Source organism: Streptomyces sp. NPDC107500, from assembly GCF_055582785.1.
Genome location: NZ_JBVJPF010000002.1, coordinates 195,878 through 216,088, shown reverse-complemented (window position 1 = coordinate 216,088; position 20,211 = coordinate 195,878). Strand labels below are relative to the sequence as shown.

The window sequence follows — 20,211 nt, the reverse complement described above, 5'->3', positions numbered from 1 at the left end:
ACTCCGACAGGTTGTGCGCAGACAGCACGAACGTGCTCAGCGGGAACGTAGGGCCGCCGGGGAGTCCGGGTCAATGGGCTTGGCACGATGGGCCGTTGAGGATTCAACCGCGGCTCGTTGACACCGCGCGCGGCGCACTCATAGCGTGCGCAGCGCGTACGGTCGTTCGTGCAGCCCGTCCCGCCGCGCGGCTCGCCGTGCGGCCTTCGCCGGAGGCCAGATGTCCGAAGACGCGCCCCGCGCCCCGCACTTCGTGAAGTCCTTCGAACGCGGCCTGGCGGTCATCCGGGCCTTCGACGCCGACCATCCCGCCCGCACCCTGAGCGAGGTCGCCCGCGCCTGCGACCTGACCCGCGCCGCCGCCCGCCGCTTCCTGCTCACCCTGGCCGACCTCGGCTACGTCCACACCGACGGCCGGCGCTTCCGCCTCACCCCGCGCGTGCTGGAGCTGGGCTACTCCTATCTGGCGGGCTTCACCCTGGCGCAGATCGCCGAGCCGTACCTGGAGCAACTGGTGGCGCAGGTACGGGAGTCGTCCTCGCTGTGCGTCCTGGACGGCGACGACGTCGTGTACGTCGCGCGGGTCCCGACCAGCCGCATCATGACCGCGTCGATCACCGTGGGCACCCGCTTCCCGGCGCACCTGACCTCCGTGGGCCGGGTGATGCTCGCCGATCTGCCGGACGCCGAGATCGAGACCCGGCTGGCCCGTGCCGACCTGCGCCCGGTCACCGCCCGCACCCTCTCCTCCGTGGACGCCCTGCGCGCCGAACTGCGCCGGGTGCGCCGCCAGGGCTACGCACTGGTCGACCAGGAGCTGGAGGACGGCCTCAGGTCGGTCGCCGCACCGGTGCGCGACCGGGACGGCGAGGTGCTGGCCGGGGTGAACATCGCGGTGCACGCCGGCCGCAACTCCCTGGAGTCGGTGCGCCGCGACCTGCTGCCGCACCTCCTGGCGGCCGTCGCCCGGATCGACGCCGACCTGCGGATCACAGGTCCAGCACGAGCCGCCGGCCACGACAGCGGGACACGCAGATGAGCATCGTCTCCCCGGCCGCCCGCTCCTCCTCGGTGAGCACCGAGTCCCGGTGCTCGGGCTCGCCCGACACGACCTCGGTCTCACAGGTGCCGCAGGTGCCCTCCGTGCAGGAGAACAGCACCTCGACGCCGGCTCCGCGCACCGCGTCCAGCACCGACACGTCCGGCTCCACGACGACCGTGCGGCCACTGCGGGCGAGCACCACCTCGAACCGCGTTTCCGGGCCCGCCGGCTGCGCCTGGGCGGGGGAGAAACGCTCCACGCGCAGCCTCCCCGCCGGGCAGCGCTCCCCGGCGGCGTCCAGCAGCGGACCGGGCCCGCAGCAGTAGACGAGGGTGTCCCCGGGCACGTCGTCGAGCACCGGGGCGAGGTCCAGCCGCCCCGACTCGTCCTCGGGAACGAGCGTGACCCGCTCGCCGTACCGCTCCAGCTCACTGGTGAACGCCATGCCGGCCCGGGTGCGTCCGCCGTACAGCAGGCTCCACTCGGCGCCCGCCTCCTCGGCGGCGGCCAGCATCGGCAGGATCGGGGTGATGCCGATGCCTCCGGCGACGAAGCGGTAGCGGCGGGCGGCCTCCAGGCGGAAGTGATTGCGCGGCCCGCGCACCCGCACCCGGTCGCCCACGTTCAACTCCTCGTGCACGTAGGCCGATCCACCCCGGCCGACGGGCTCGCGCAGCACCGCGATCCGCCACACCGCCCGGTCGGCCGGGTCGCCGCACAGCGAGTACTGCCTCTCCAGGCCCGGGCCGAGGACGACGTCGACATGGGCGCCCGGCTGCCAGCGGGGCAGCTCCTCGCCCCGGGGGTGGCGCAGGGTCAGGGCGAGCACGCCCTCCGCCGCCGGCTGCCGACGCGCGACGACGAGTCCGGTCTCGTGCGAGGTCATGAGCCGCTGCCCACGGGCTGGTGCCCGCGCGGGTGCGCGAGCATCCACTCCCACATCGCGACCGGATCCCCGGCCGTGTGCTCGGCGCCGCAGTGACAGGTGCCGTGCAGGACGTCGGTGCCGGGCAGCCAGTCGACGCGGTAGACCTCGCCGGGGCGGGCGCTCACCGGGCCGCCCGCTCCGCCGGCCGCCCGCCCTCGTCGGCCAGCCGGGCCAGGATGCGGCGGGCGGCCAGGCCGCCGGTGTCGATGTTGATGCTCAGCTCCTGGTAGCCGGCCCGCTCGGTGCCGAGCGCGCGCTGGAGCAGGTTGAGCGCGTCCACGTCCTGCATGACGACCGTGTGGTTGTTCTTCCGCAGGAACTCGGTGACCTCGGCGTCATCCGTCGCCCAGTCCCGGGAGACCGCCCAGAAGTCGTACACCTTCCCGTCGGCGGACGGTGTGATGGCGTAGGTGATCTCGGTGTGGAAGCCGTCCGGGTCGCCGCCGTCGGGGGCGGGCGGTACACCGGTCGGGGCGACCCTGCTGTGCAGCAGGTACAGGCAGGGGGCGTGGTACTCGATGTCCTGCCAGCGGTCGATGCGGCCCCGGACACCCGTGGACTTCGCGTAGAACGGCGGGCACTCGGCGTCGTCCATGTGCCGGCTCACCCGGACGATCCCGGCGCCCTCGTCGACCTCCGTGGTGATCGGCGTCTCGGCGACCTCGGGCGTACCGATGTAGCCGCCGTGCAGATACGTCTCGTGCGAGAGGTCGAGCAGGTTGTCGACCAGCAGGCCGTAGTCGGCGTCGATCGGCTCCATGCCGCGGACCGTGACCCAGCCGGGGGAGTCGAGGTGCCGGGCGCGCGGTATCGCCTCCGGGTCGGCCGCGACGGGGTCGCCGATCCACACCCACACCAGGGAGTCCCGCTCGGCCACCGGATAGGAGGCGACACGGGCCGTGCGCGGGACGCGTTTCTGGCCCGGCACGTACACGCAGGTGCCGGTCGGGTCGTAGGTGAAGCCGTGGTACCCGCACACGATCCTGTCCCCGTCCAGCCGTGTCGGCGCCTCGGAGAGCGGAAAGCGGCGGTGCACACAGCGGTCGTGCAGGACCACCGGGGCGCCGCCCCGTGTGCGGAAGAGGACCAGCGGCTCACCGAGGACCGTGCGCCCCAGCAACTCACGTCCCACCTCGTGGCGGTAGGCGGCGACGTACCACTGGTTCCTGGCGAAGGCGGTCGTGTGCGGCATGGGCGCTCCCGTCGTCGTCGACGTCGTGTGGCTCACACCATGGCGACGTGTCCCCACCCCGGCAAGGATCCTTCCGTCCAGCGGAAACCTTCCGCCCGGCCGACCGTCCCGCGAAGTTACCCGTGCGTTCCGCACGTCGGAGTCATGACAGCGGTAACTGTCCGCAGCGGTACGCCGCGTGACAGCGTCATCCCCGTCAGCGACCGGCGGAGGGAGAAGGCGTGAACAAGGGCTATGCCGTCTACTGCGACGCGGATCCGTCCTTCTACGACGCCCCGCACCGCACGGCCCTGCGCGGCGGCACCCGGCACGCCCGGTACGCCGCGGCCCTGGCCCCCGTGCCGGCCGGGTGGCAGCGCAACGAGAGCGGGGACTGGCTCGCCCTGCGCCCGGTCGAGACCGACCTGCCCGACCAGGGCTGGAAGATCCACGTCTCCGCCTGCCTCGACAACGCCGAGTCCGTGCTGGAGCGCGTCCTGCGGCACTGCGTCGACGGCGGCACCGCCTTCAAGTTCGTGCCCAGCCGCTACCTGCTGCACCAGCGCAACGCGAAGTACGCGGACCGCGCCGGCAGCGGCAAGTTCATCACCGTGTACCCGGCGGACGAGGCGGACTTCGAACGGCTCGTGGGAGAACTGTCCGGCCTGCTGGCCGGCGAACCCGGACCGCACATCCTCAGCGACCTCCGGATCGGCGACGGCCCCGTGCACGTCCGCTACGGCGGCTTCACCCGCCGCAACTGCTACGACGCGGACGGCGAGCTGCGTCCCGCCGTCACCGGCCCCGACGGCGTCCTGGTGCCCGACCTGCGCGGCCCGGTCTTCCGGGTACCGGACTGGGTCACCCCGCTCGCCTTCCTGGGCCCGCACCTCGAAGCCCGGTCCGCGGTGACCCTGGCCGAGCTGCCCTACACCGTCGAGTCGGCGCTGCACTTCTCCAACGGCGGCGGTGTCTACCTCGCCCGGGACAGCCGCACCGGCGAGCAGGTCGTCCTCAAGGAGGCCCGTCCGCACGCCGGTCTCGCGGCCGACGGGGCGGACGCCGTGACCCGGCTGCACCGCGAACGCCGGGCGCTGGAGATGCTGTCGGGCCTCGGCTGCACGCCCGAGGTGCGCGACCACCTCACGATCGGGGAACACCACTTCCTCGTCCTGGAGTACCTCGACGGCAAGCCGCTCAACACGTTCTTCGCCCGCCGCCATCCGCTCATCGAGGCCGAGCCGGGCGAGCGCCGACTGGCCGAGTACACCGACTGGGCCCTCGACGTCCACGCGAGAGTGGAGCGTGCCGTCGCCGACGTGCACGCCCGCGGCGTGGTCTTCAACGACCTGCACCTGTTCAACATCATGATCCGCGAGGACGACAGCATCGCCCTGCTGGACTTCGAGGCCGCCCACCACGTCGGTGAACCGGGCCGGCAGATCGTGGCCAACCCGGGGTTCGTGGCCCCCGCCGACCGGCGGGGCGTGGCCGTGGACCGGTACGCGCTGGCGTGCCTGCGGCTCGCGCTGTTCCTCCCGCTCACCAGCCTGCTGGCGCTCGACCGGCGCAAGGCGGCCCACCTCGCCGACGTGGTGGCCGAACAGTTCCCCGTGGACCGGGCCTTCCTGGACGCGGCGGTCGACGAGATCACGGCCGGCGCCGACGGCGTCCCCGCCGTGCCACGGCCGGCCGGGCCGGTGGCGCCCGTCCGCCCGGACGACTGGCCCCGCAGCCGGGACTCGATGGCCGAGGCCGTCCGCGCCTCCGCGACGCCGTCCCGCACGGACCGCCTCTACCCCGGCGACATCGCGCAGTTCGCCACCGCCGGCGGCGGCCTCGCCTTCGGCCACGGAGCGGCGGGGGTGCTGTACGCCCTGGCCGAGAGCGGGGCGGGCCGGGACGAGGACGGGGAGCAGTGGCTGCTGGAGCGGACCAAGCAACCGCCCTCGGGCATGCCGCTCGGCTTCCACGACGGGCTCGCCGGAATCGCCTGGACCCTCGACCGCCTCGGTCACCGCGACCGCGCGCTCGACCTCGCCGAACTCCTCCTCGACCAGCCCCTCGACGACCTGGCCCCCGACCTGCACAGCGGCACCGCCGGACTGGGCCTGGCCCTGGACTCGCTCGCCGCCACCACCGGGGAGAGCGCGCTGCGCACGGTCGCCCTGCGCTGCGCCGACCTGGCGGCAGGCGGAACGCGGACCACGGCGGAGAAGTCCGGCCGGACCCGCGCCGGGCTGCTGTACGGCGCCTCGGGACGCGCCCTGCTCTTCCTGCGGCTTTACGAACGCACCGGGGACGGCGCCCTGCTCGACCTCGCCCGCGACGCGCTGCGCCAGGACCTCGCCCAATGCGTCCGCGGCGCGGGCGGCGCGCTCCAGGTCGACGAGGGCTGGCGCACCATGCCCTACCTGGGCGCGGGCAGCGTGGGCATCGGCATGGTCCTCGACGACTACCTGGCGCACCGCGAGGACGAGGAGTTCGAGCGGGCGAGAGGCGAGATCGTGGCCGCCGCACAGGCCATGTTCTACGCCCAGCCCGGCCTCTACCGCGGCGTCGCCGGAATGGTGCTGCACCTCGGCCGCACCACGGCCACGGCACCCGGCACCGGCCCCGAGGCCCTGCGCCGCCAGCTCGACGCGCTGTCCTGGCACGCCATGTCCTACCGCGACCGGCTCGCCTTCCCCGGTGAGCAGATGATGCGGCTCTCCATGGACCTCTCCACCGGAACGGCCGGATGCCTGCTGGCCGTCGCCTCCGTCCTCGGCGACGAGCCCGCCGGGCTGCCGTTCCTGCCGCCGCTGCGCACGAGCAGCGGCCCTCCGACTCGGCCCCGCCCGGGGTCGTGAAAAAGCACACCTGTTGCCGTACGAAGGGAAGAGTCATGAACCTTTTCGACCTGCAGTCGATGGAGACCCCCAAGGACGAGGCCATGGGCGACGTCGAGACCGGAGGCAGCCGCGCCAGCCTGCTGCTCTGCGGCGACAGCAGCCTGAGCGTCACGACCTGTAACTGACGCCGGAGTTGACCGCCGCGGCGACATGGTGAGCCGTGTCGCCCGGCCCTGGCGCCCCGGGTCTCTCCCGGGGCGCCGACGCCTGTCCGCGCACCCCACGGCCCCACGGGGCGCGCGACCGGCGTCCCGGCACGGTGGGACGGACGGAAGGTCTTGGCTGGTGCGAACGAGCAGGTCCCCGGCGCGGCGGGCGCCCGAGGCGCGGGACGGGACCGGCGCCGCGAGTCCCGGGCGCGCGCCGGAGGTACTGGTGCTGCTGTGCTCGGTCGCGGGCGCCCTGACGGCGGTGGCCCAGCCGGTCGTCCTCGGCCGCACACTCGACCTGATGCTGCGCGACGGCGGCGGCGACGCCGGCCCCTGGCTCGCGCTGAGCGCCGGGCTCCTCCTGGGGGAACTGCTCCTCGACAGCCTGACCGCGCTGTTCACCGGAGGCTGCAACGCCGCATGGACGGCATCCGTCCGCTCCCGGGCCCTCACCGGCCTGCTGGGCGCCGTACCGGACCGCGTCCGGCCCTTTCCGCCGGGGGACGTCGGCACCCGCCTGACCCTCAACGCCGCCGACGCGGGCGGTGCCCCGGCGGCCCGGGCGGCCTTGGCGGCCTCGCTGGTCACCCCGCTGGGCGCCCTGGTGGCGCTGGCCTTCGTCGACGTGTGGGTGGCGGCCTGCGTGTGCGCCGGGCTGCCCGCCCTGGCCCTGGTACTGCGGACCTTCGCCCGCGACACCGGCGCCTCGGTCGCCGCCTACCAGCGCACCCAGTCCAGGATCGCGTCGGGGTTGCTGGAGGCCCTGGAGGGCACGGCGACGATCGGCGCCGCGGGGACCGCCGGCCGGGAACGCGCCCGGGTGCTGGCGCCGTTGGCGGAACTCGGCGCCCAGGGCCGGGACATGTGGGCCCTGCACGGACGGGCGCTGGGCCGGAGCGGCGTCCTGGTGCCGCTGCTGGTCCTGGTCGCCACGGGGGTCGGCGGACTGCGCCTGGCCTCCGGGGACCTGAGCGTGGGGGAGCTGCTCGCCGCCGGCCGGTACGCACAGCTCACGGCCGGCGTCGGCGGCGCGGCGTCCCTGCTGGGCGCCGTCGTGCGGGGCCGCGAGGCACGCAAACGGACCCTGGAGCTGGAACGGCTGCCCGCGCTGTCCCACGGGACGGGCCATCTGCCCCCGGCGGGCACCGGCGAACTCGAACTGCGCGGTGTGCGCGTGGTGCGCGACGGCAGGGAGGTGCTGCGCGCCGACCACGTGCGCGTGCCGGGCGGCTCCACGGTCGCGGTGGTCGGCCGCAGCGGCGCGGGCAAGTCCGTCCTGGCGGCCGTGGCGGGGCGGCTGATCGACCCCGACGAGGGCCAGGTGCTGCTCGACGGTGTCCGCCTCGACCGGCTGACGCGCGAGGCGCTGCGCACCGAGGTGGCGTTCGCCTTCGAACGCCCGGCACTGGGGGAGGGCACGGTCGCCGAAGCGGTCGCCTCCGGCGCGCGGCGGGCCTCCCCCGAGGAGGTACGGCGAGCGGCCCGGGCGGCGGGGGCCGACGGCTTCGTACGCCGGTTGCCGGACGGCTACGACACCCCGCTGCCGGGGGCGCCGCTCTCCGGCGGGGAGCACCAGCGGCTCGGCCTGGCACGGGCGTTCGCACAGGCCGGACGGCTCCTGGTGATGGACGACGCGACGTCCAGTCTGGACACCGCCACGGAACACGAGGTGAACCTCGCCCTGCGCCGCTCGGTGCGGCCCGGGACCAGGCTCGTGATCGCGCACCGCCCCTCGGTGGCGGCCCGGGCGGATCTGGTGCTGTGGCTGGAGGAGGGGAGCGTGCGGGCCGTGGGGACGCACCACGACCTGTGGCGGACGGAGGACTACCGGGCCGTCTTCGGCGCCGCGGGCACCGGGGGCGCGGCGGCACGCGCGGGGTCCGGCCGTCGGACCGGGCCTGAACCCGCGTCGAAGCCCGCGTCGACGCCCGGGTCCGAACTCGCTTCCGAGTCCGCATCCGACTCCGCCTCCGAGTCCGCCTTCGACCCCGCCTCCGAGCCCGAGGAGGCACGGCCGTGACGTCCGCGTCCGCGGGGGACCGCCACGCGCCCGCACCGGCCGACGACGGGGCGGGGGCGCTGCGCCGCGTCGTCCCGCCGGCGCACCGCTTCCTCGCCCGGCGCAAGGGCGTGCTGGCCCGGCTCGGGCTCTGGTCGCTGGTGGAGTCGGCGCAGGCGTTCCTGGTGGGCTTCGCGGTCGCCCACGCCGTCGACGAGGGCTTTCTCGCCGGTGACACGCGCCGGGGGCTGCTGTGGCTCGCGGTCGCCCTGGTCGCCGTACTGTCCGGCGCTCCGGTCGTGCGAGGGGTGTTCGCGCAGCTCGCCGGGTTGACGGAGCCGCTGCGGGACGGTCTGGTGCGGCGCGCGGTCGACCGGTCCATGGCCCTGGCGGCCCTCGGCGGGCCCGGCGGAACGGACCGGGCGGCCGTCTCCCGGCTGACCAACCAGGTCGAGATCGCCCGGGACAGCTTCGCCGGTCTCGTCATCACCCTGCGCTCGTTCGTCTTCACCGCCGCGGGAGCCCTGATCGGCCTGCTGTCCCTGCATCCGGCGCTGCTCGTGGTGGTCCTGCCGCCCCTGGCGGTCGGTCTCGCCCTGTTCCTGTCGACCCTGCGGCCCATGGCGGCGGCCCAACGCCGCGCCCTGGCCGCCGACGAGGCGCTCGGCGACCACGCGACCCGCTCACGTGCCGCCCTGCGGGACCTCACCGCCTGCGGGACCGGGCCCGAGACGGAGCGGCGCGGCGTGGAACTGGTCGCCGAGGCCGCCGCGACGGCCCGTGTCCTGGCCCGGTGGGCGGCGGTGCGCACGACGGCGCTCGGCGTCGCCGGTAACCTGCCCGTGCTCGCGCTGCTCGTGGCGGTGCCGTGGCTGCGCGGGCGGGGCGTGACGGCGGGAGCGCTGCTCGGCGCGTTCACCTATCTCGTGCAGTCCCTGCTGCCGGCCCTGCACACGCTGATGACCGCCCTGGGCGCGGCGGGCTCCCGGCTGCTCGTCGTCCTCGACCGGATCCTCGGCCCCGCGCCGGTGCCGGAGCCCGCACCCGCGTCCCCCGCCCCCGCCCGCGCACCCGCACCCGACGGACCGCAGGAGCCCGGCGCCCGGCCTGCCCCGGCGGTGGAACTGCGGTCCGTCACCCTGTCCTACGGCGTCCGCGCGGAGCCGGTGCTCGACTCGCTCGACCTGTGCGTCGTCCGGGGCGAACACCTCGCCGTCGTCGGACCGAGCGGCATCGGCAAGTCGACCCTCACCCGCCTCGTCGCGGGAACGCTCGCGCCGAGCGGCGGCGAGGTCCGGGTGGCCGGCCGGGCGGTGACCGGACGCGCCGTCGCCGAACTCGCCGCCCTGCGCACGCTGGTCCCGCAGGAGGCGTACGTCTTCACCGGCACCGTCGGCGACAACCTCGCCTATCTCCGCCCGGACGCGGACCGGGCGGACCTGGACGCCGCCGTCCGGGAACTCGGGCTGCGGCCGCTGGTCGAGCGCCTGGGCGGGCTCGACGGTCCGTTGCGGCCCGCCGAACTGACCCACGCGGAGCGGCAACTCGTCGCGCTGGCCCGCGCGTACCTCTCGCCCGCCCCCCTGCTGCTGCTCGACGAGGCCACCTGCCACCTCGACCCGGCCGCGGAGGCCCGCGCGGAGGAGGCCCTGGCCCGGCGGCCGGGCACGCTGGTGGTGGTGGCGCACCGTCTGTCGTCGGCCGTCCGGGCCGACCGGGTACTGGTGCTGGACGGTGTGGCCGCGGTCTGCGGCACCCACGAGGAGGTGCTGGACCGGTCTCCGCTCTACCGCGACCTGACGGGCCACTGGCACGGAGAGCCGTCGCGGCGGCCGTGACCGCGGACGTCCGTGCGGGACGCGGCCGGCCAACGGCGCGGCCGCGTCACGTCCAGCCGGCGCTCTGGACGATGCGTATCGCGTCGACCCGGTTGCGGGCGCCCACCTTCCGGATGGCCGTCGCCATGTAGTTGCGGACCGTTCCCCGCGACAGGTGCAGCCGGGCGGCGATCTCGGCGATCGGCGCTCCCTGGGAGGCCAGGGACAGCACGCCCAGTTCGCGGGTGGTCAGCGGCATCTCCGCGCCCTTCAGCAGGGCCACGGTGAGGGTCTCGTCCAGGAAGCGCTCGCCCTTGGCCACGGTGTGCACCGCCGTGATCAGCCGGTGCGCCGGGGCGTTCTTGTCCACCAGCCCGAGCGCGCCCCCTTCGAACGCCCGGCGCAGCACCCCCGGCCGCTTGGCGGTCGTCAGGACGACGAGCCGGTCCCCGTACCGGCCCCGCAGGCGCTCCGCCCGGGCGTCGTCCGGTCCCTGGAGGCACTCGCCGTCCACGACACACACGTCCGCCGGTAACGCCTCGGTGTCCGGGGCCTCGTTGTCCGGACACAGCGCCGAGACCTCCAGCGTGTCGTCGGATCTGAGCAGTTGCGCCAACGCCGACCGCAGTAGTGCCTCGTCGTGCACCACGACCGTACGGACCATCTCCCCCACCCCTTGTCTCGGCCCGTCCGGTTCGGACAGCCGATAGTCACTCGTCCCCGCGCCACGAGGCCATCTGCCCTGATCCGTGCGGGTGGAACACGGAGCGTACGCACGTGCGAACGGCACCCGAGTCAATCCGCCGTTGTCGGCGCCCCGTCAGGGGCGGAACAACGGCCTCCGTCCTGGCCGACAAGGCGGAGAACACACCCATCCGCACCGGGTCCGGCTCCGTAGGGAATCCGGCCTTCCGCCCTCTTGTGCGCGTCGTCGGCCCGGTCATCCTGGCCACGGCGGCACACCGGCCCCACGGGGCAGCCCCGTCCGCGAAACCGGCCAAGGCGAACGGACGTCCGTTCGGGTGGGAGTCGGCCGGAAAACGTCGTCCTTCAATCTGGCGCGAAATCCACCGCCCCGTGCGGACGGTTCCCTTGACCGCTCGCACGGAGCGGTGCGCGCGGGGGACTGTCGGTGGGTGCCCCTAGTCTTTCGCCAACGTCACAGCGGGGCGCGCCGATCCGGGCCGCCGGACGCGCTGTGCCGTGTTCCCGGCAGCGGAGAGGCGAAGGATCCATGGGGTGGCTGGCAGCGGGCGACGAGTACGAAGTCGCCCTGGTGGAGGGCCGGGTGGTGGCCCGGTCGGCGGTGGCGCGGTCCGCGGACGGACGGGAGGGGAAGCGGGAGAGGTCCCTGCCGGAGGGGATACGGGACCGGCCCGAGGTGCTCGAACTCCAGCGGTTCGCCGAATGGCTGGACCGGCACGCCGCCGAGTGCGCCGCCCAGGTCGAGCGCTGGATGGTGTCCTCGCTGCCGGTACCGACGGGGCTGCTGGGGCGGGTCTGGCCCGACGAGGCGTGGCGGGCGGCCCTGCGGGACATCGTTGTCGTCGGCGACCACCCCGACGAGACCGGTTTCCTGCGCGACGCGGCCGAGTCGGGCGAACTGCGGCTGGCCGGCCTGGACGGCGCGACCGTCCGCCTGGCCCCGCGCACGGTGACGATGCCCCACCCCGTCCTCCTGCCCCGGCTGGAGGAACTGCGCCGGTTCGCGGCCGAGTCGGGCGTGGTCCAGGGCGTCGAGCAGATCGACCGCCGCACCTGGACCAGGCCCAGTGGGAGCGGTACCACGGCCCACAACGTCACCGAGTTCGCCGGCGCCGAGTACCGCTCGTGGTTCCACCTCTCCTCCCGCGCCACCTCCCTCGGCTACCGGATCTCCGGCAGCAGCGTCGTGGACCGGATCCGGGACGCCGGACGGATCGTCACCGCCTCCGTCGGCATGAGCGACCCCTTCACCGAGGAGAGGGCCTGGACCGGCGGCCTGGCCTGGAGCGTCGAGGACGGCCGACGGTACCTCCCACTCGCCGAGATCGGCCCCGTGGCCTGGTCCGAAGGCATGCGCATGGCCGCCGCCCTGCACGCCGGCCGCACCGCGCCCACGGACGACGCCCGGTGAACGGCACGGCGGTACGCACCTCCAAGAAAGGCACGCGAGCATGAGTGACGGCACCACTGAGGTCGGGACGACGGCGGAGGAGGTGGCGGAACTGCTCCGGGCCGGCGCCGTCCTGCCGCCGGGCACCACCGGGGGCGGCGACCGGGCGGTGCCCGTGTTCACGCGGGCCTACCGGCATCCGGGCCTGGACGGCCGGACCGTCGTGCGGCTGATCGCCGAGGACCCCTCCGGGGACACCGGCGCCCCGTTCCTCGGACTCAGGCCCGAGGGCGGACCGGTGGAGGTCGGCGTCGGGCAGCACCGGGCCATGGGCTTCCCCGAATGGGTCCTGGTCCGGCATCCCTCGGACGGCCATCTGGCCATGTCCCTGGTCGAGGAGATGAACAGGGTCGCGCGGACGGTGCGCTCCCGCGCCAAGAGAGCACGCGCCACGTACGAGTCGATCGGCGAGCGCCTCGCCGGTTCCGTGCCGCACTTCCTGCCGACCTTCTACGAGGAGGCCGGCCGGGTGTTCCTGGCCGCCGGGGAGCAGTCGTACGCCGCCCAGATGTTCGTCAACGCGCGCAAGGCCGAGACTGCGTACGCGCTGCCGTTCGACGAGGCCCGCATGGACGCGGTGTTCCTGGAGTTCGCCCTGGCCGACGCCGTGCCGACCAAGGTCCTGTCCGGATACGCCAAGGGGCTGTCCTCCCGGGTGCCGGCCGCGACCGCGTTCCGGCACCTGCGCGGTCTGTTCACGCGGCTCGCGGCGCACGGACTGCCGCCGTCCAGCCCGGGCGCGGCCGACCTGCGCCGGCTCGCGAAGGCGGCCGCGGGCAAGAACGCGCGGGCGGAGGAGATCGCCTACCTGCGCGAGATGCTGTCGCTGCCCGGCACCGTCAAGGCACCGCCCGGCTGGTGGAAGGCCCACCGGGCCGCGCTTCTCGAACTGGCCGGGCGGGAGCCCGCCGTCCGCGGCACCCTGCTGGGACTGCTGCCCGTCGAGTGGGAGCCTGAGGACCTGCCCCAGTGGCTGGAGCTGCTGGAGAAGTCCGGCGCCACCGCCGGACTCTGCGACGCCGCACGGCCCGCCGAGGAGCGTTCCCCCGACGGCACGGCCGGCTGGGCGCGCAGGTTCCTCGCACTGTGCGGCGCCGACAACCGGTCCCTGGCCCCGGCGGAGCTGTATCCGCTCGTCGACCGCATGGCCGACCCGCTCCGCGCCGAACTCCAGTCCTCCGGAGCCATGTTGCCGCCTCCGGTCGGCGACGTCGACCTCCTCGACCAGCTCCTGGCCCTGCGGATACCCGTCGCGGACCCCGAGGACCGCCCGGGGCTCGGACTGAAGAACTGGGCGGCCCGCGACGAGCGCCGTGACCTGCTCGCCCTGGCGGCCGACCCCCGTTTCCGCGCGGCCTTCCGGGCGGGCTGTCCCGACCACGAGCGGGCGGACAAGGATCGGCGCACCGTCACCACCCTCGCCGAGTCGCCCGGCGGCCGCCCCATGCTGGCCGAGTGGGTGGCCGAGGTCGGCCGCCGTTACCTCACGGCCGAACTGGGCGGATTCACCGGCTACCTGGAACCCCTCACGACCCTGAGATGGCTGCCGGGCGAGGTCCTGGCCACCGCCGAGCAGGCCGTACGCGAAGCGCTGGCCCCCGGCATGGCCCCGGCCCTCGCGCGCACCCTGCGCACCGGCATCCTGGACGAACTGGGCTGGCCCGCCTGGGACGAGGCGGTCGGCTCGCCCGAGCCCCCGGAGGCGGCGCGCAAGACGATGGTGGGTGAGGCGTGGCCCCAGCTGATCGTCCTCAAGGGCGACCACGCCCGGGTGATCGACGCGGAGGGCACGGTACTCAGCCACGAACTGCGCCTCCCGGACAACGGCGACCGCTGGCGTCCCGATGTCCGCTACGTGGACGGCGGCCTGCTCGTCACCTGGTACTCGTTCTCCACCTCCAGCACGCACGGCTACTGGCACGACGGCGACCCCTCGTCACCGACGGCGGTGGACGGCGCCGTCCGCTACTCCCAGGCATGCCAGGCGGACGGGAGCGGCGGGAGTGGAGGGGGCAACGGCCTGCCACCCGCCTCCCTCCCGCTCCCGGAGGGCGGCCGGACCACCGGCCAGGGCATCCTGCGGCGGGGCGACACCCACGTCCCGTCCGGGCGGCCGGTGATCGGCGACGGCACCTCGTACTGGGTGTGGATCGAGGACTGGTCCGACGAGACCAACAGCGCCTGGCACGCGTACGACCCGTACGGCCGCGCGGTGGGCGAGCCCGCCGTGCCGGACTGGTTCGGCGAAGGGCTGCGTGCCGCGCCGGAGGGCAGCACCCTCGGCACCGCCTGGCTGCTGCCCGCCCCCACCGCGGTGCCTGGCCCGGTGGGCGCCCCGGTGGGCGGAGTGCTCGGCTGGCGGGTGATCACGCTGCCCGACGGTTCGCGGCGGGGCGAGGACCTGGCCGGACGGTCGGTCGTCGTACCGCCCGGCGTGGGCAAGGACCCGGAGCACGCGCTGGTCTTCCCCGGCACCGACCGGCCGGTGACCGTGCTGCGGTGGTCGGGCACCGACATCCGGCTGCTCGACGGCGACGGCAAGGTCCTCGCCGAGGTCACGCGCGGCCACACGGCCGGCCCGTTCAGCGCGGGCACCGCCCTGCTGCCGCCCCTGCGCTACTGGCACCTGCTCCGGCCCCGCGACCCGCAGGGCTCCGCCGCACTGCGTCGGATCGGCGACGACACCGCTGCCGAACTGCTCGCGGCGGCCGTCGCGGAGACACCCGGGGACGAGTCCGAGGACGGGGACGCGCTGCCCGGCCTGGTCCGCGGCCTGCTGCCGCGGGTCGGCCACGAGGCGCTGCGCGCGGGCATCGCCGGAGTGACGCGGTACGCCGCCGAGTTGCAGCGCGTCCTGGACGAGGCGCGCGCACGGCTCGACGCCGCCGTTGCGGGCGACACCCCGCGGGAGGACCCGGCCGCCGTCGGCGACCTCCTGCTGGCATCCGCGTTGAACGGCGTCGGCCTCACCGACGGCGAGCGCCGCCGGTACTACGACTTCGACCACCACCTCTTCGGACTGCCGGGCCTGCTCGGCCCGTCCGCGCGGGGCGAGGCCGAACCGGCACCCGAGGGCCGGGTCCATGCCGACCTGCCCGGGCAGCCGTCGCTCGAGCGCCTCAACGCACTGGCCCTGCCCCACCTCCCGGCCGTCGTCGCCCTGCGGGCCGGCACCGAGGCCACCGTGCCGGAACACCGGGAGGCACTGGAGGCGTTCCTCGCGGAACTGGACGCGCGGCAGCTCACGGAACTGGACCCGGACCACTGGCGCCGTGTCCGCCTGTGCCTGGACGGTGGCCTGTTCACCGGGCCGGACGCCGTGAAGGGCTACACCAGGGCCGCCGTGCTCGACCTGGCCGACGGCGCGTTCCTGGTCTTCCCCGACCGCTGGTACCAGTTCGTCCGGGAGCACGGCGCGCACGAGATCCCCGGCCGCCACTACGGGGCCCTCCACCACGACCCGGCCGGCAGGTTCGAGACACCCGCGCCGTACACCGCGGTCGCCCAGGAACCGTTCGTGCCGGAGCCGGCCCGGGCGCCCGGCTGGGCCGCCGCCTTCCGCGCCACGCTCGCGGAACGCGGTCCCGCACCCTGGTACCCGGCCGCCGCCGAGGAGCTCGCCCGGCTCACCGGCGTCACCCCGACCATGGCCCGGCTGGTGGTCGCCGGCCTGCCCCTGATCGACGACGTACGGCAGGCCGTGCCCTCCGCGACGCTGAAGGCCATCGGGGTGAGGTCGGCCGACGCCCGCGTGGCCAAGGAGGAGCTGAGGGGCCTCGACGCGGGCGCCCGGCAGGCCGTCGTGGCGGCGCTGCTGCCCGCCGACCCGTCCCGGCTGTGGACCCACGGCCCCGACGCCGCCCGCGCGGCCGGGGTCTGGAACGAGCGGCTGGGCCGGCGCACCCCCGTTCCCGAGGAGGTGGTGCACGACGCTGCCCGCACCGTGGAGCCCGTGGGCTGGGCACCGGCCGCCGCCCTGCGCGGCTTCGTCGACCTCGCCACGGAGCCCCGCCTCACCCAGGACCTGACCTGGACCATCGGCCGTTATTACCTGACGTCCGCCGAGCGGACGCCCGGCTTCGACGGCCACGTCCTCAAGGGCGCGGTGGCGATGGCCGCGTGGCTCGCCCACCGGCTCCCGTCCGGCGACCCGGTCCGTGCCGTCCTGCCCGGCGTACTGACCGCGCTGCGCGCCCGGCTGGCCCATCCCGGGCTGCTGATCGGTTTGGACGGCAAGACCGACTGGGAGGCGTTCCGGCAGGCCGCGGGCGAACCGACCGAGACCGGTGACGATTTCGTCCGCTACGGCGCGGTCGTGCTGGGCACCGAGCGGTCGGCGTCCGACCCCGTCCCCGCCGTCCGTCCGGTCCTGCTGGACGCGGCCGGTCACGACCCGTACCTGGCGGCGCTGTTCGCCGGGCAGCGGCCGAACGCGCAGCGGACCGCGCTGCGTCTGGTCCACGACGGCCCGTTCGCCGAACTGCTCGCCGACCCCGGGAACCCGGTGGCCGGCGAGCGCGACCAGGACGGCCTGTGGTGGCCGCAGGACCCCGCCCGGTCCGTGCCCGGCCTGGTCGCCGAGGTGGCCGCACGGCACGACATCGGCGAGGACGCCGCCGTCCTCTACCTGATGCTGCTCGCCATGCCGGACCCCACGGACCGCAACACCGCGCGCTGGACCGGTTGGGGCGCCCGGCGCGGCGGCACCGCCAGGCTGCGGGCCGCCCGCGCCGAACTCGCGGCCACCGGCCTCGTACTGGAGGGCAGCCGGGCCAAGGCCGGACGCTCGCTGTTCCTGCCCGGCGGGTGGACCCGGCTCGCCGGCCCGCACCTCCCGCTGGAGCGGTGGAAGCTGCCGCTGTACGGCCTGCTCGACGGCGAGTCGCCCGTCCTGGGCGTCGTCGTCCCCGCCCGGCCGGTGGCCGACGTGTACCGGGAGGCGTGGCGGCGGGTCGTGGCCGGGCAGGGCCCGCGGCCGGAGGACATGGAGGTGCCGCGACCGCGCGGGCGCCGGCGCTGAGGTGGGCCGGGGCGCTGCCGCCCAGCGGCGTCAGCGCTCCAGCTCCTTGTGCGCCGTCTCCGGCAGCCGCAGGTACACCAGCGAGGACAGCAGGCACAGCACGGCGACGTACCAGGGGAACAGGCCGGAATGGCCCAGGTCCTTGAAGAGCGTGCCCACGTAGGGCGCCGTCCCGCCGAACAGGGCGACCGTGAGCGAGTAGGGGAAGCCGATACCGGCCGCCCGCACCCGGGGCGGGAAGATCTCGGCGTTCACCGCGGCGCTGATGGAGGTGAAGCCGGTCAGCAGGATCATCCCGGCGCACTGCACCAGCAACAGGACGGCGAAGGAGTCCCGCAGGGAGTGCAGCAGCGGCACGCTCAGCAGGGCGAAACCCACGCCGAAGAAGAGCAGCAGGGGGCGGCGCCCGAAGCGGTCGGAGAGCATGCCGCCCACCGGCTGAAGCAGCGCGAAGAAGGCCAGCGAGATGGTGCCCGCGAGCAGCGCGTCCGACTTGGCGAGGCCCGTGTTGAGTTCGGCGTAGGTCGGCAGGTACGACGTCCAGGTGTAGTAAGCGATGGTGCCGCCCGCCGTGATGCCGCAGATCAGCAGCGACTCGCGCGGATGGCGGCGCAGCGCCTCGAACAGGCCGGGTCGCGGGGCCTGCCGCTGCTCCTCGCTGCGGGTCTCCTGCGCGCCCTGCCGGATCCAGAAGCCGACCAGGCTGAGCACCGCCCCGAGGACGAAGGGGACGCGCCAGCCCCAGCCGTTCATCCGCTCCTCGCTCAGCGTGTTCACCAGCACCGTCGCGACACCGGAGGCGACGAGCTGCCCGGCCGTCGTCGAGACGTACTGGAAGCTGGAGAACAGGCCGCGCCGCCCCGGCCCCGCCGACTCCACCAGGAAGGTCGTCGAGGCCGCGAACTCGCCGCCCACCGAGAGCCCCTGGAGCAGCCGCGCGACCACCAGCACCACCGGGGCCAGCAGCCCGGCCGCCGCGTAGGTCGGAGTCAGGCCGACCAGCAGGCTGCTGCCGCCCATCAGCAGGATGGTGACCGTCAGCGCGGCGCGCCGTCCGCTCCGGTCGGCGATGGCGCCCATCAGCAGCCCGCCCACGGGCCGCATGAAGAAGCCCACGGCGAACACCGCGAACGTCGACAGCAGCGGCACCAGCGAGTTGTCCGCGCTCTCGGGAAAGACCTGGTCGGCGATGTAGGTGGCCAGGAAGGTGTAGGCGTACCAGTCGTACCACTCCACGGCGTTGCCGACGGAGGCGGCGAGGAGTTGGCGCAGCGGGTGAGCAGGACGGGTCGTGGTCGTGGTGGTCTCTGTCATGATCCTGACCCGTTCCCAGAAGGATCCCTGCTCACGCGTGGGTCGAAGCGTTCGACCCACTGCCGCCGGCCTCCTCCAGTCGCCCCCGCCGACCGGCGGTGTCGTTTGGTGCGGCCGACATCCAGATCCATAATCACGGGCGCTGAGTCAGCAAAAGGTCAGCATGAGCCCGAGGTCAGTACATTGCCATCCACTTTCAAGCAGCTCGCTCGCGGTATGGGCACGTTCGACAAGGCGTGCAACTGCAAGCGCCCCACCCAGTGCCCGCACCCCTACTTCATCCGGTACCGCGACGCCGGCGGCCACCAACGCGAGGAGAGCGGCTTCCGAACCCAGGACGACGCTAAGGACCGCCTCGTCGCGCTGTACGCGCAGAAGTCGAAGACGCCTGCGTCCAAAGCCGAGCTCATCCGCCACTACGGGCAGATGCGGTTCGAGAACTTCGTCGGTGACTACATGGGGCGGCAGCGTCGGCTGTCCTACGGCACGGTGTACGAGTATGAGCACCTCGCGCGGAACCACCTGATTCCGGAGCTTGGATCACGGCGCGTGGAGACCTTCACTCCGCTGGTGGTGGAGAACTTCCTGACGACCATGGACCGCCTGGGTACACCGGACCCCACGCAGTTCAAGGTCTTCGTCCTCTTGAAGACGCTACTGCTCGACGCCCACCGGAAGGGTGCGATCGAAGGGCACCCGCTCGAGGGCGTCGACGCGCCGCAGTACGAGGCCGAGCGGGCGGTCGTTCCTACCAAGGAGCAGGTGATCGCGATAAAGGCGGCGGCCGCCAGCGATCGCTTCTCGATGTTCGTCGACATGATGGCAGGTTGCGGACTGCGCAATGGCGAGGCACTGGCACTAAACGTGAACAACATCGTGGCCGACGACGTCTACCGCGTCACGGAGCAGGTCCACTACCGCACGAAGAAGCTCGAAAAGCTCAAGCATCGCAAGCCGGGTGAGTTCCGCGAGGTCCCGCTGCCCCGGAGCATCAGGGAGTCGATCGAGCGCTTCGCCGAGAAGCACGGCACGACCGAGGACGGCTACGTCCTGCAGGGGACCCAGGGGAAGCACATGAATCATGGCACGATCAACGCCATCTGGTACCGGAAGCTGCCGGCCAAGAACCTGTACATCCCCAGGGGCATGACGATCTATGGGCACCGGCACTTCTTCGCGTCAAACTGCCTGGCGCACAACATCCCCATTACTGATGTCGCGGACTGGATGGGGCACAAGAGCATCGAGGTCACCTTCCGGATCTACCGGCATCTGATGCCGGCCTCGATTGGTCGAGCCGCCAGGCTCCTGGACCGGGGGCTGCACGACCTCGCTGCCTGAGAGTGCGACGAGTCGAGGACCGATCATGCCCTTCGGGCCCGGACCCCGCTCCGGGGTCCGGGCCCGAAGGGCATGGCAGGCGGTCATTCGACTCGCTGCTGCAGCACCCAGGACTTCACCTCTGACAGCTTGTACTGCACCTTGGCGTTACGACCGCGCCCGAACTTGTACGGCGACAGCCCTTGTTTCGGTACTTCGCGGTAGACCCACGTCACAGACATGTTCAGGTAGTCGGCGGTCTCTTTGACGTTCATGAATTCGGCAGTCATCTTGCGTCTCTCAGGTGTCGACGTCTGCCCGTGATAAGCGGGCCGGTGTGCAACGGTGCCGAATGAGTGCAGCTTGGGGCGGCCGGGAAAATCTGCTACAGAGATTCAGCGC

General features: G+C 73.9%; 14 protein-coding genes. 8 read left to right on the top strand and 6 right to left on the bottom strand.

Annotated elements, in window-relative coordinates:
- Positions 1-220: 220 nt before the first annotated feature.
- Complete coding sequence (locus ACZ67M_RS07075; protein WP_467324180.1) at positions 221-1,039, top strand: IclR family transcriptional regulator domain-containing protein; 819 nt, start codon at positions 221-223, stop codon at positions 1,037-1,039.
- On the opposite strand, the gene ACZ67M_RS07070 is transcribed toward ACZ67M_RS07075, so the two are convergent.
- The 3 genes from ACZ67M_RS07070 to ACZ67M_RS07060 are packed head-to-tail and all read right to left on the bottom strand — an operon-like array spanning position 990 to position 3,162.
- A complete protein-coding gene (locus ACZ67M_RS07070; protein ID WP_469849897.1) occupies positions 990-1,928 on the bottom strand; it encodes a PDR/VanB family oxidoreductase in 939 nt (312 codons plus the stop codon). The two genes, ACZ67M_RS07075 and ACZ67M_RS07070, sit on opposite strands and share 50 nt — an antisense overlap.
- A complete protein-coding gene (locus tag ACZ67M_RS07065) occupies positions 1,925-2,095 on the bottom strand; it encodes a hypothetical protein (protein WP_202558143.1) in 171 nt (56 codons plus the stop codon). Before ACZ67M_RS07065 ends, ACZ67M_RS07070 begins: the two co-directional genes overlap by 4 nt.
- Positions 2,092-3,162 (bottom strand): aromatic ring-hydroxylating dioxygenase subunit alpha, encoded by a 1,071-nt coding sequence (locus ACZ67M_RS07060; protein ID WP_469849896.1) that lies wholly within the window; start codon positions 3,160-3,162, stop codon positions 2,092-2,094. The genes ACZ67M_RS07065 and ACZ67M_RS07060 overlap by 4 nt, the downstream gene beginning before the upstream one ends.
- Before the next feature lie 221 nt (positions 3,163-3,383).
- On the opposite strand from ACZ67M_RS07060, the gene lanKC reads away from it, so the two are divergent.
- From lanKC to ACZ67M_RS07040, 4 genes are all read left to right on the top strand, one after another.
- Positions 3,384-5,993, top strand: a complete 2,610-nt coding sequence (lanKC, locus tag ACZ67M_RS07055) for a class III lanthionine synthetase LanKC (RefSeq protein ID WP_469849895.1) — start codon at positions 3,384-3,386, stop codon at positions 5,991-5,993.
- Between the two features lie 35 nt (positions 5,994-6,028).
- Positions 6,029-6,160, top strand: coding sequence for a mycelium formation morphogenetic lantipeptide SapB (ramS, locus tag ACZ67M_RS07050; protein ID WP_122620605.1), 132 nt, complete (start codon positions 6,029-6,031; stop codon positions 6,158-6,160).
- 160 nt (positions 6,161-6,320) lie between these two features.
- A complete protein-coding gene (locus tag ACZ67M_RS07045; RefSeq protein ID WP_469849893.1) occupies positions 6,321-8,204 on the top strand; it encodes an ATP-binding cassette domain-containing protein in 1,884 nt (627 codons plus the stop codon).
- Complete coding sequence (locus ACZ67M_RS07040) at positions 8,201-10,021, top strand: ATP-binding cassette domain-containing protein (protein ID WP_469849891.1); 1,821 nt, start codon at positions 8,201-8,203, stop codon at positions 10,019-10,021. The genes ACZ67M_RS07045 and ACZ67M_RS07040 overlap by 4 nt, the downstream gene beginning before the upstream one ends.
- 46 nt (positions 10,022-10,067) lie before the next feature.
- On the opposite strand, the gene ACZ67M_RS07035 is transcribed toward ACZ67M_RS07040, so the two are convergent.
- Positions 10,068-10,673: a response regulator transcription factor gene (locus ACZ67M_RS07035; RefSeq protein ID WP_361365051.1), complete on the bottom strand. Its 606-nt coding sequence runs from the start codon at positions 10,671-10,673 to the stop codon at positions 10,068-10,070.
- 561 nt (positions 10,674-11,234) lie between these two features.
- On the opposite strand from ACZ67M_RS07035, the gene ACZ67M_RS07030 reads away from it, so the two are divergent.
- The gene (locus ACZ67M_RS07030) at positions 11,235-12,116 is read left to right on the top strand and encodes a DUF4132 domain-containing protein (RefSeq protein ID WP_469849889.1); all 882 of its coding nucleotides are present in this window, start codon (positions 11,235-11,237) and stop codon (positions 12,114-12,116) included.
- A 40-nt stretch (positions 12,117-12,156) separates the two neighbouring features.
- The gene (locus tag ACZ67M_RS07025; protein ID WP_469849887.1) at positions 12,157-17,175 is read left to right on the top strand and encodes a DNA-binding protein; all 5,019 of its coding nucleotides are present in this window, start codon (positions 12,157-12,159) and stop codon (positions 17,173-17,175) included.
- Positions 17,176-17,205: 30 nt separating this feature from the next.
- Here ACZ67M_RS07025 and ACZ67M_RS07020 read toward each other — a convergent pair whose 3' ends face one another.
- On the bottom strand, positions 17,206-18,489 hold the full coding sequence (locus ACZ67M_RS07020; protein WP_469849885.1) for an MFS transporter: 1,284 nt from the start codon (positions 18,487-18,489) through the stop codon (positions 17,206-17,208).
- A gap of 216 nt (positions 18,490-18,705) precedes the next feature.
- On the opposite strand from ACZ67M_RS07020, the gene ACZ67M_RS07015 reads away from it, so the two are divergent.
- Positions 18,706-19,830 (top strand): tyrosine-type recombinase/integrase, encoded by a 1,125-nt coding sequence (locus tag ACZ67M_RS07015; RefSeq protein ID WP_469849884.1) that lies wholly within the window; start codon positions 18,706-18,708, stop codon positions 19,828-19,830.
- A gap of 83 nt (positions 19,831-19,913) precedes the next feature.
- On the opposite strand, the gene ACZ67M_RS07010 is transcribed toward ACZ67M_RS07015, so the two are convergent.
- Positions 19,914-20,099 (bottom strand): helix-turn-helix domain-containing protein, encoded by a 186-nt coding sequence (locus tag ACZ67M_RS07010; RefSeq protein WP_469849883.1) that lies wholly within the window; start codon positions 20,097-20,099, stop codon positions 19,914-19,916.
- Positions 20,100-20,211 lie beyond the last annotated feature (112 nt).

Bases quoted from the DNA above. Each gene is read 5' to 3' on its own strand.
- ACZ67M_RS07015 (WP_469849884.1), top strand. From the start codon at position 18,706: ATGGGCACGTTCGACAAGGCGTGCAACTGCAAGCGCCCCACCCAGTGC.
- ramS (WP_122620605.1), top strand. From the start codon at position 6,029: ATGAACCTTTTCGACCTGCAGTCGATGGAGACCCCCAAGGACGAGGCC.
- ACZ67M_RS07020 (WP_469849885.1), bottom strand. From the start codon at position 18,489: ATGACAGAGACCACCACGACCACGACCCGTCCTGCTCACCCGCTGCGC.
- ACZ67M_RS07075 (WP_467324180.1), top strand. From the start codon at position 221: ATGTCCGAAGACGCGCCCCGCGCCCCGCACTTCGTGAAGTCCTTCGAA.
- ACZ67M_RS07010 (WP_469849883.1), bottom strand. From the start codon at position 20,099: ATGACTGCCGAATTCATGAACGTCAAAGAGACCGCCGACTACCTGAAC.
- ACZ67M_RS07070 (WP_469849897.1), bottom strand. From the start codon at position 1,928: ATGACCTCGCACGAGACCGGACTCGTCGTCGCGCGTCGGCAGCCGGCG.
- ACZ67M_RS07025 (WP_469849887.1), top strand. From the start codon at position 12,157: ATGAGTGACGGCACCACTGAGGTCGGGACGACGGCGGAGGAGGTGGCG.
- ACZ67M_RS07060 (WP_469849896.1), bottom strand. From the start codon at position 3,162: ATGCCGCACACGACCGCCTTCGCCAGGAACCAGTGGTACGTCGCCGCC.
- ACZ67M_RS07030 (WP_469849889.1), top strand. From the start codon at position 11,235: ATGGGGTGGCTGGCAGCGGGCGACGAGTACGAAGTCGCCCTGGTGGAG.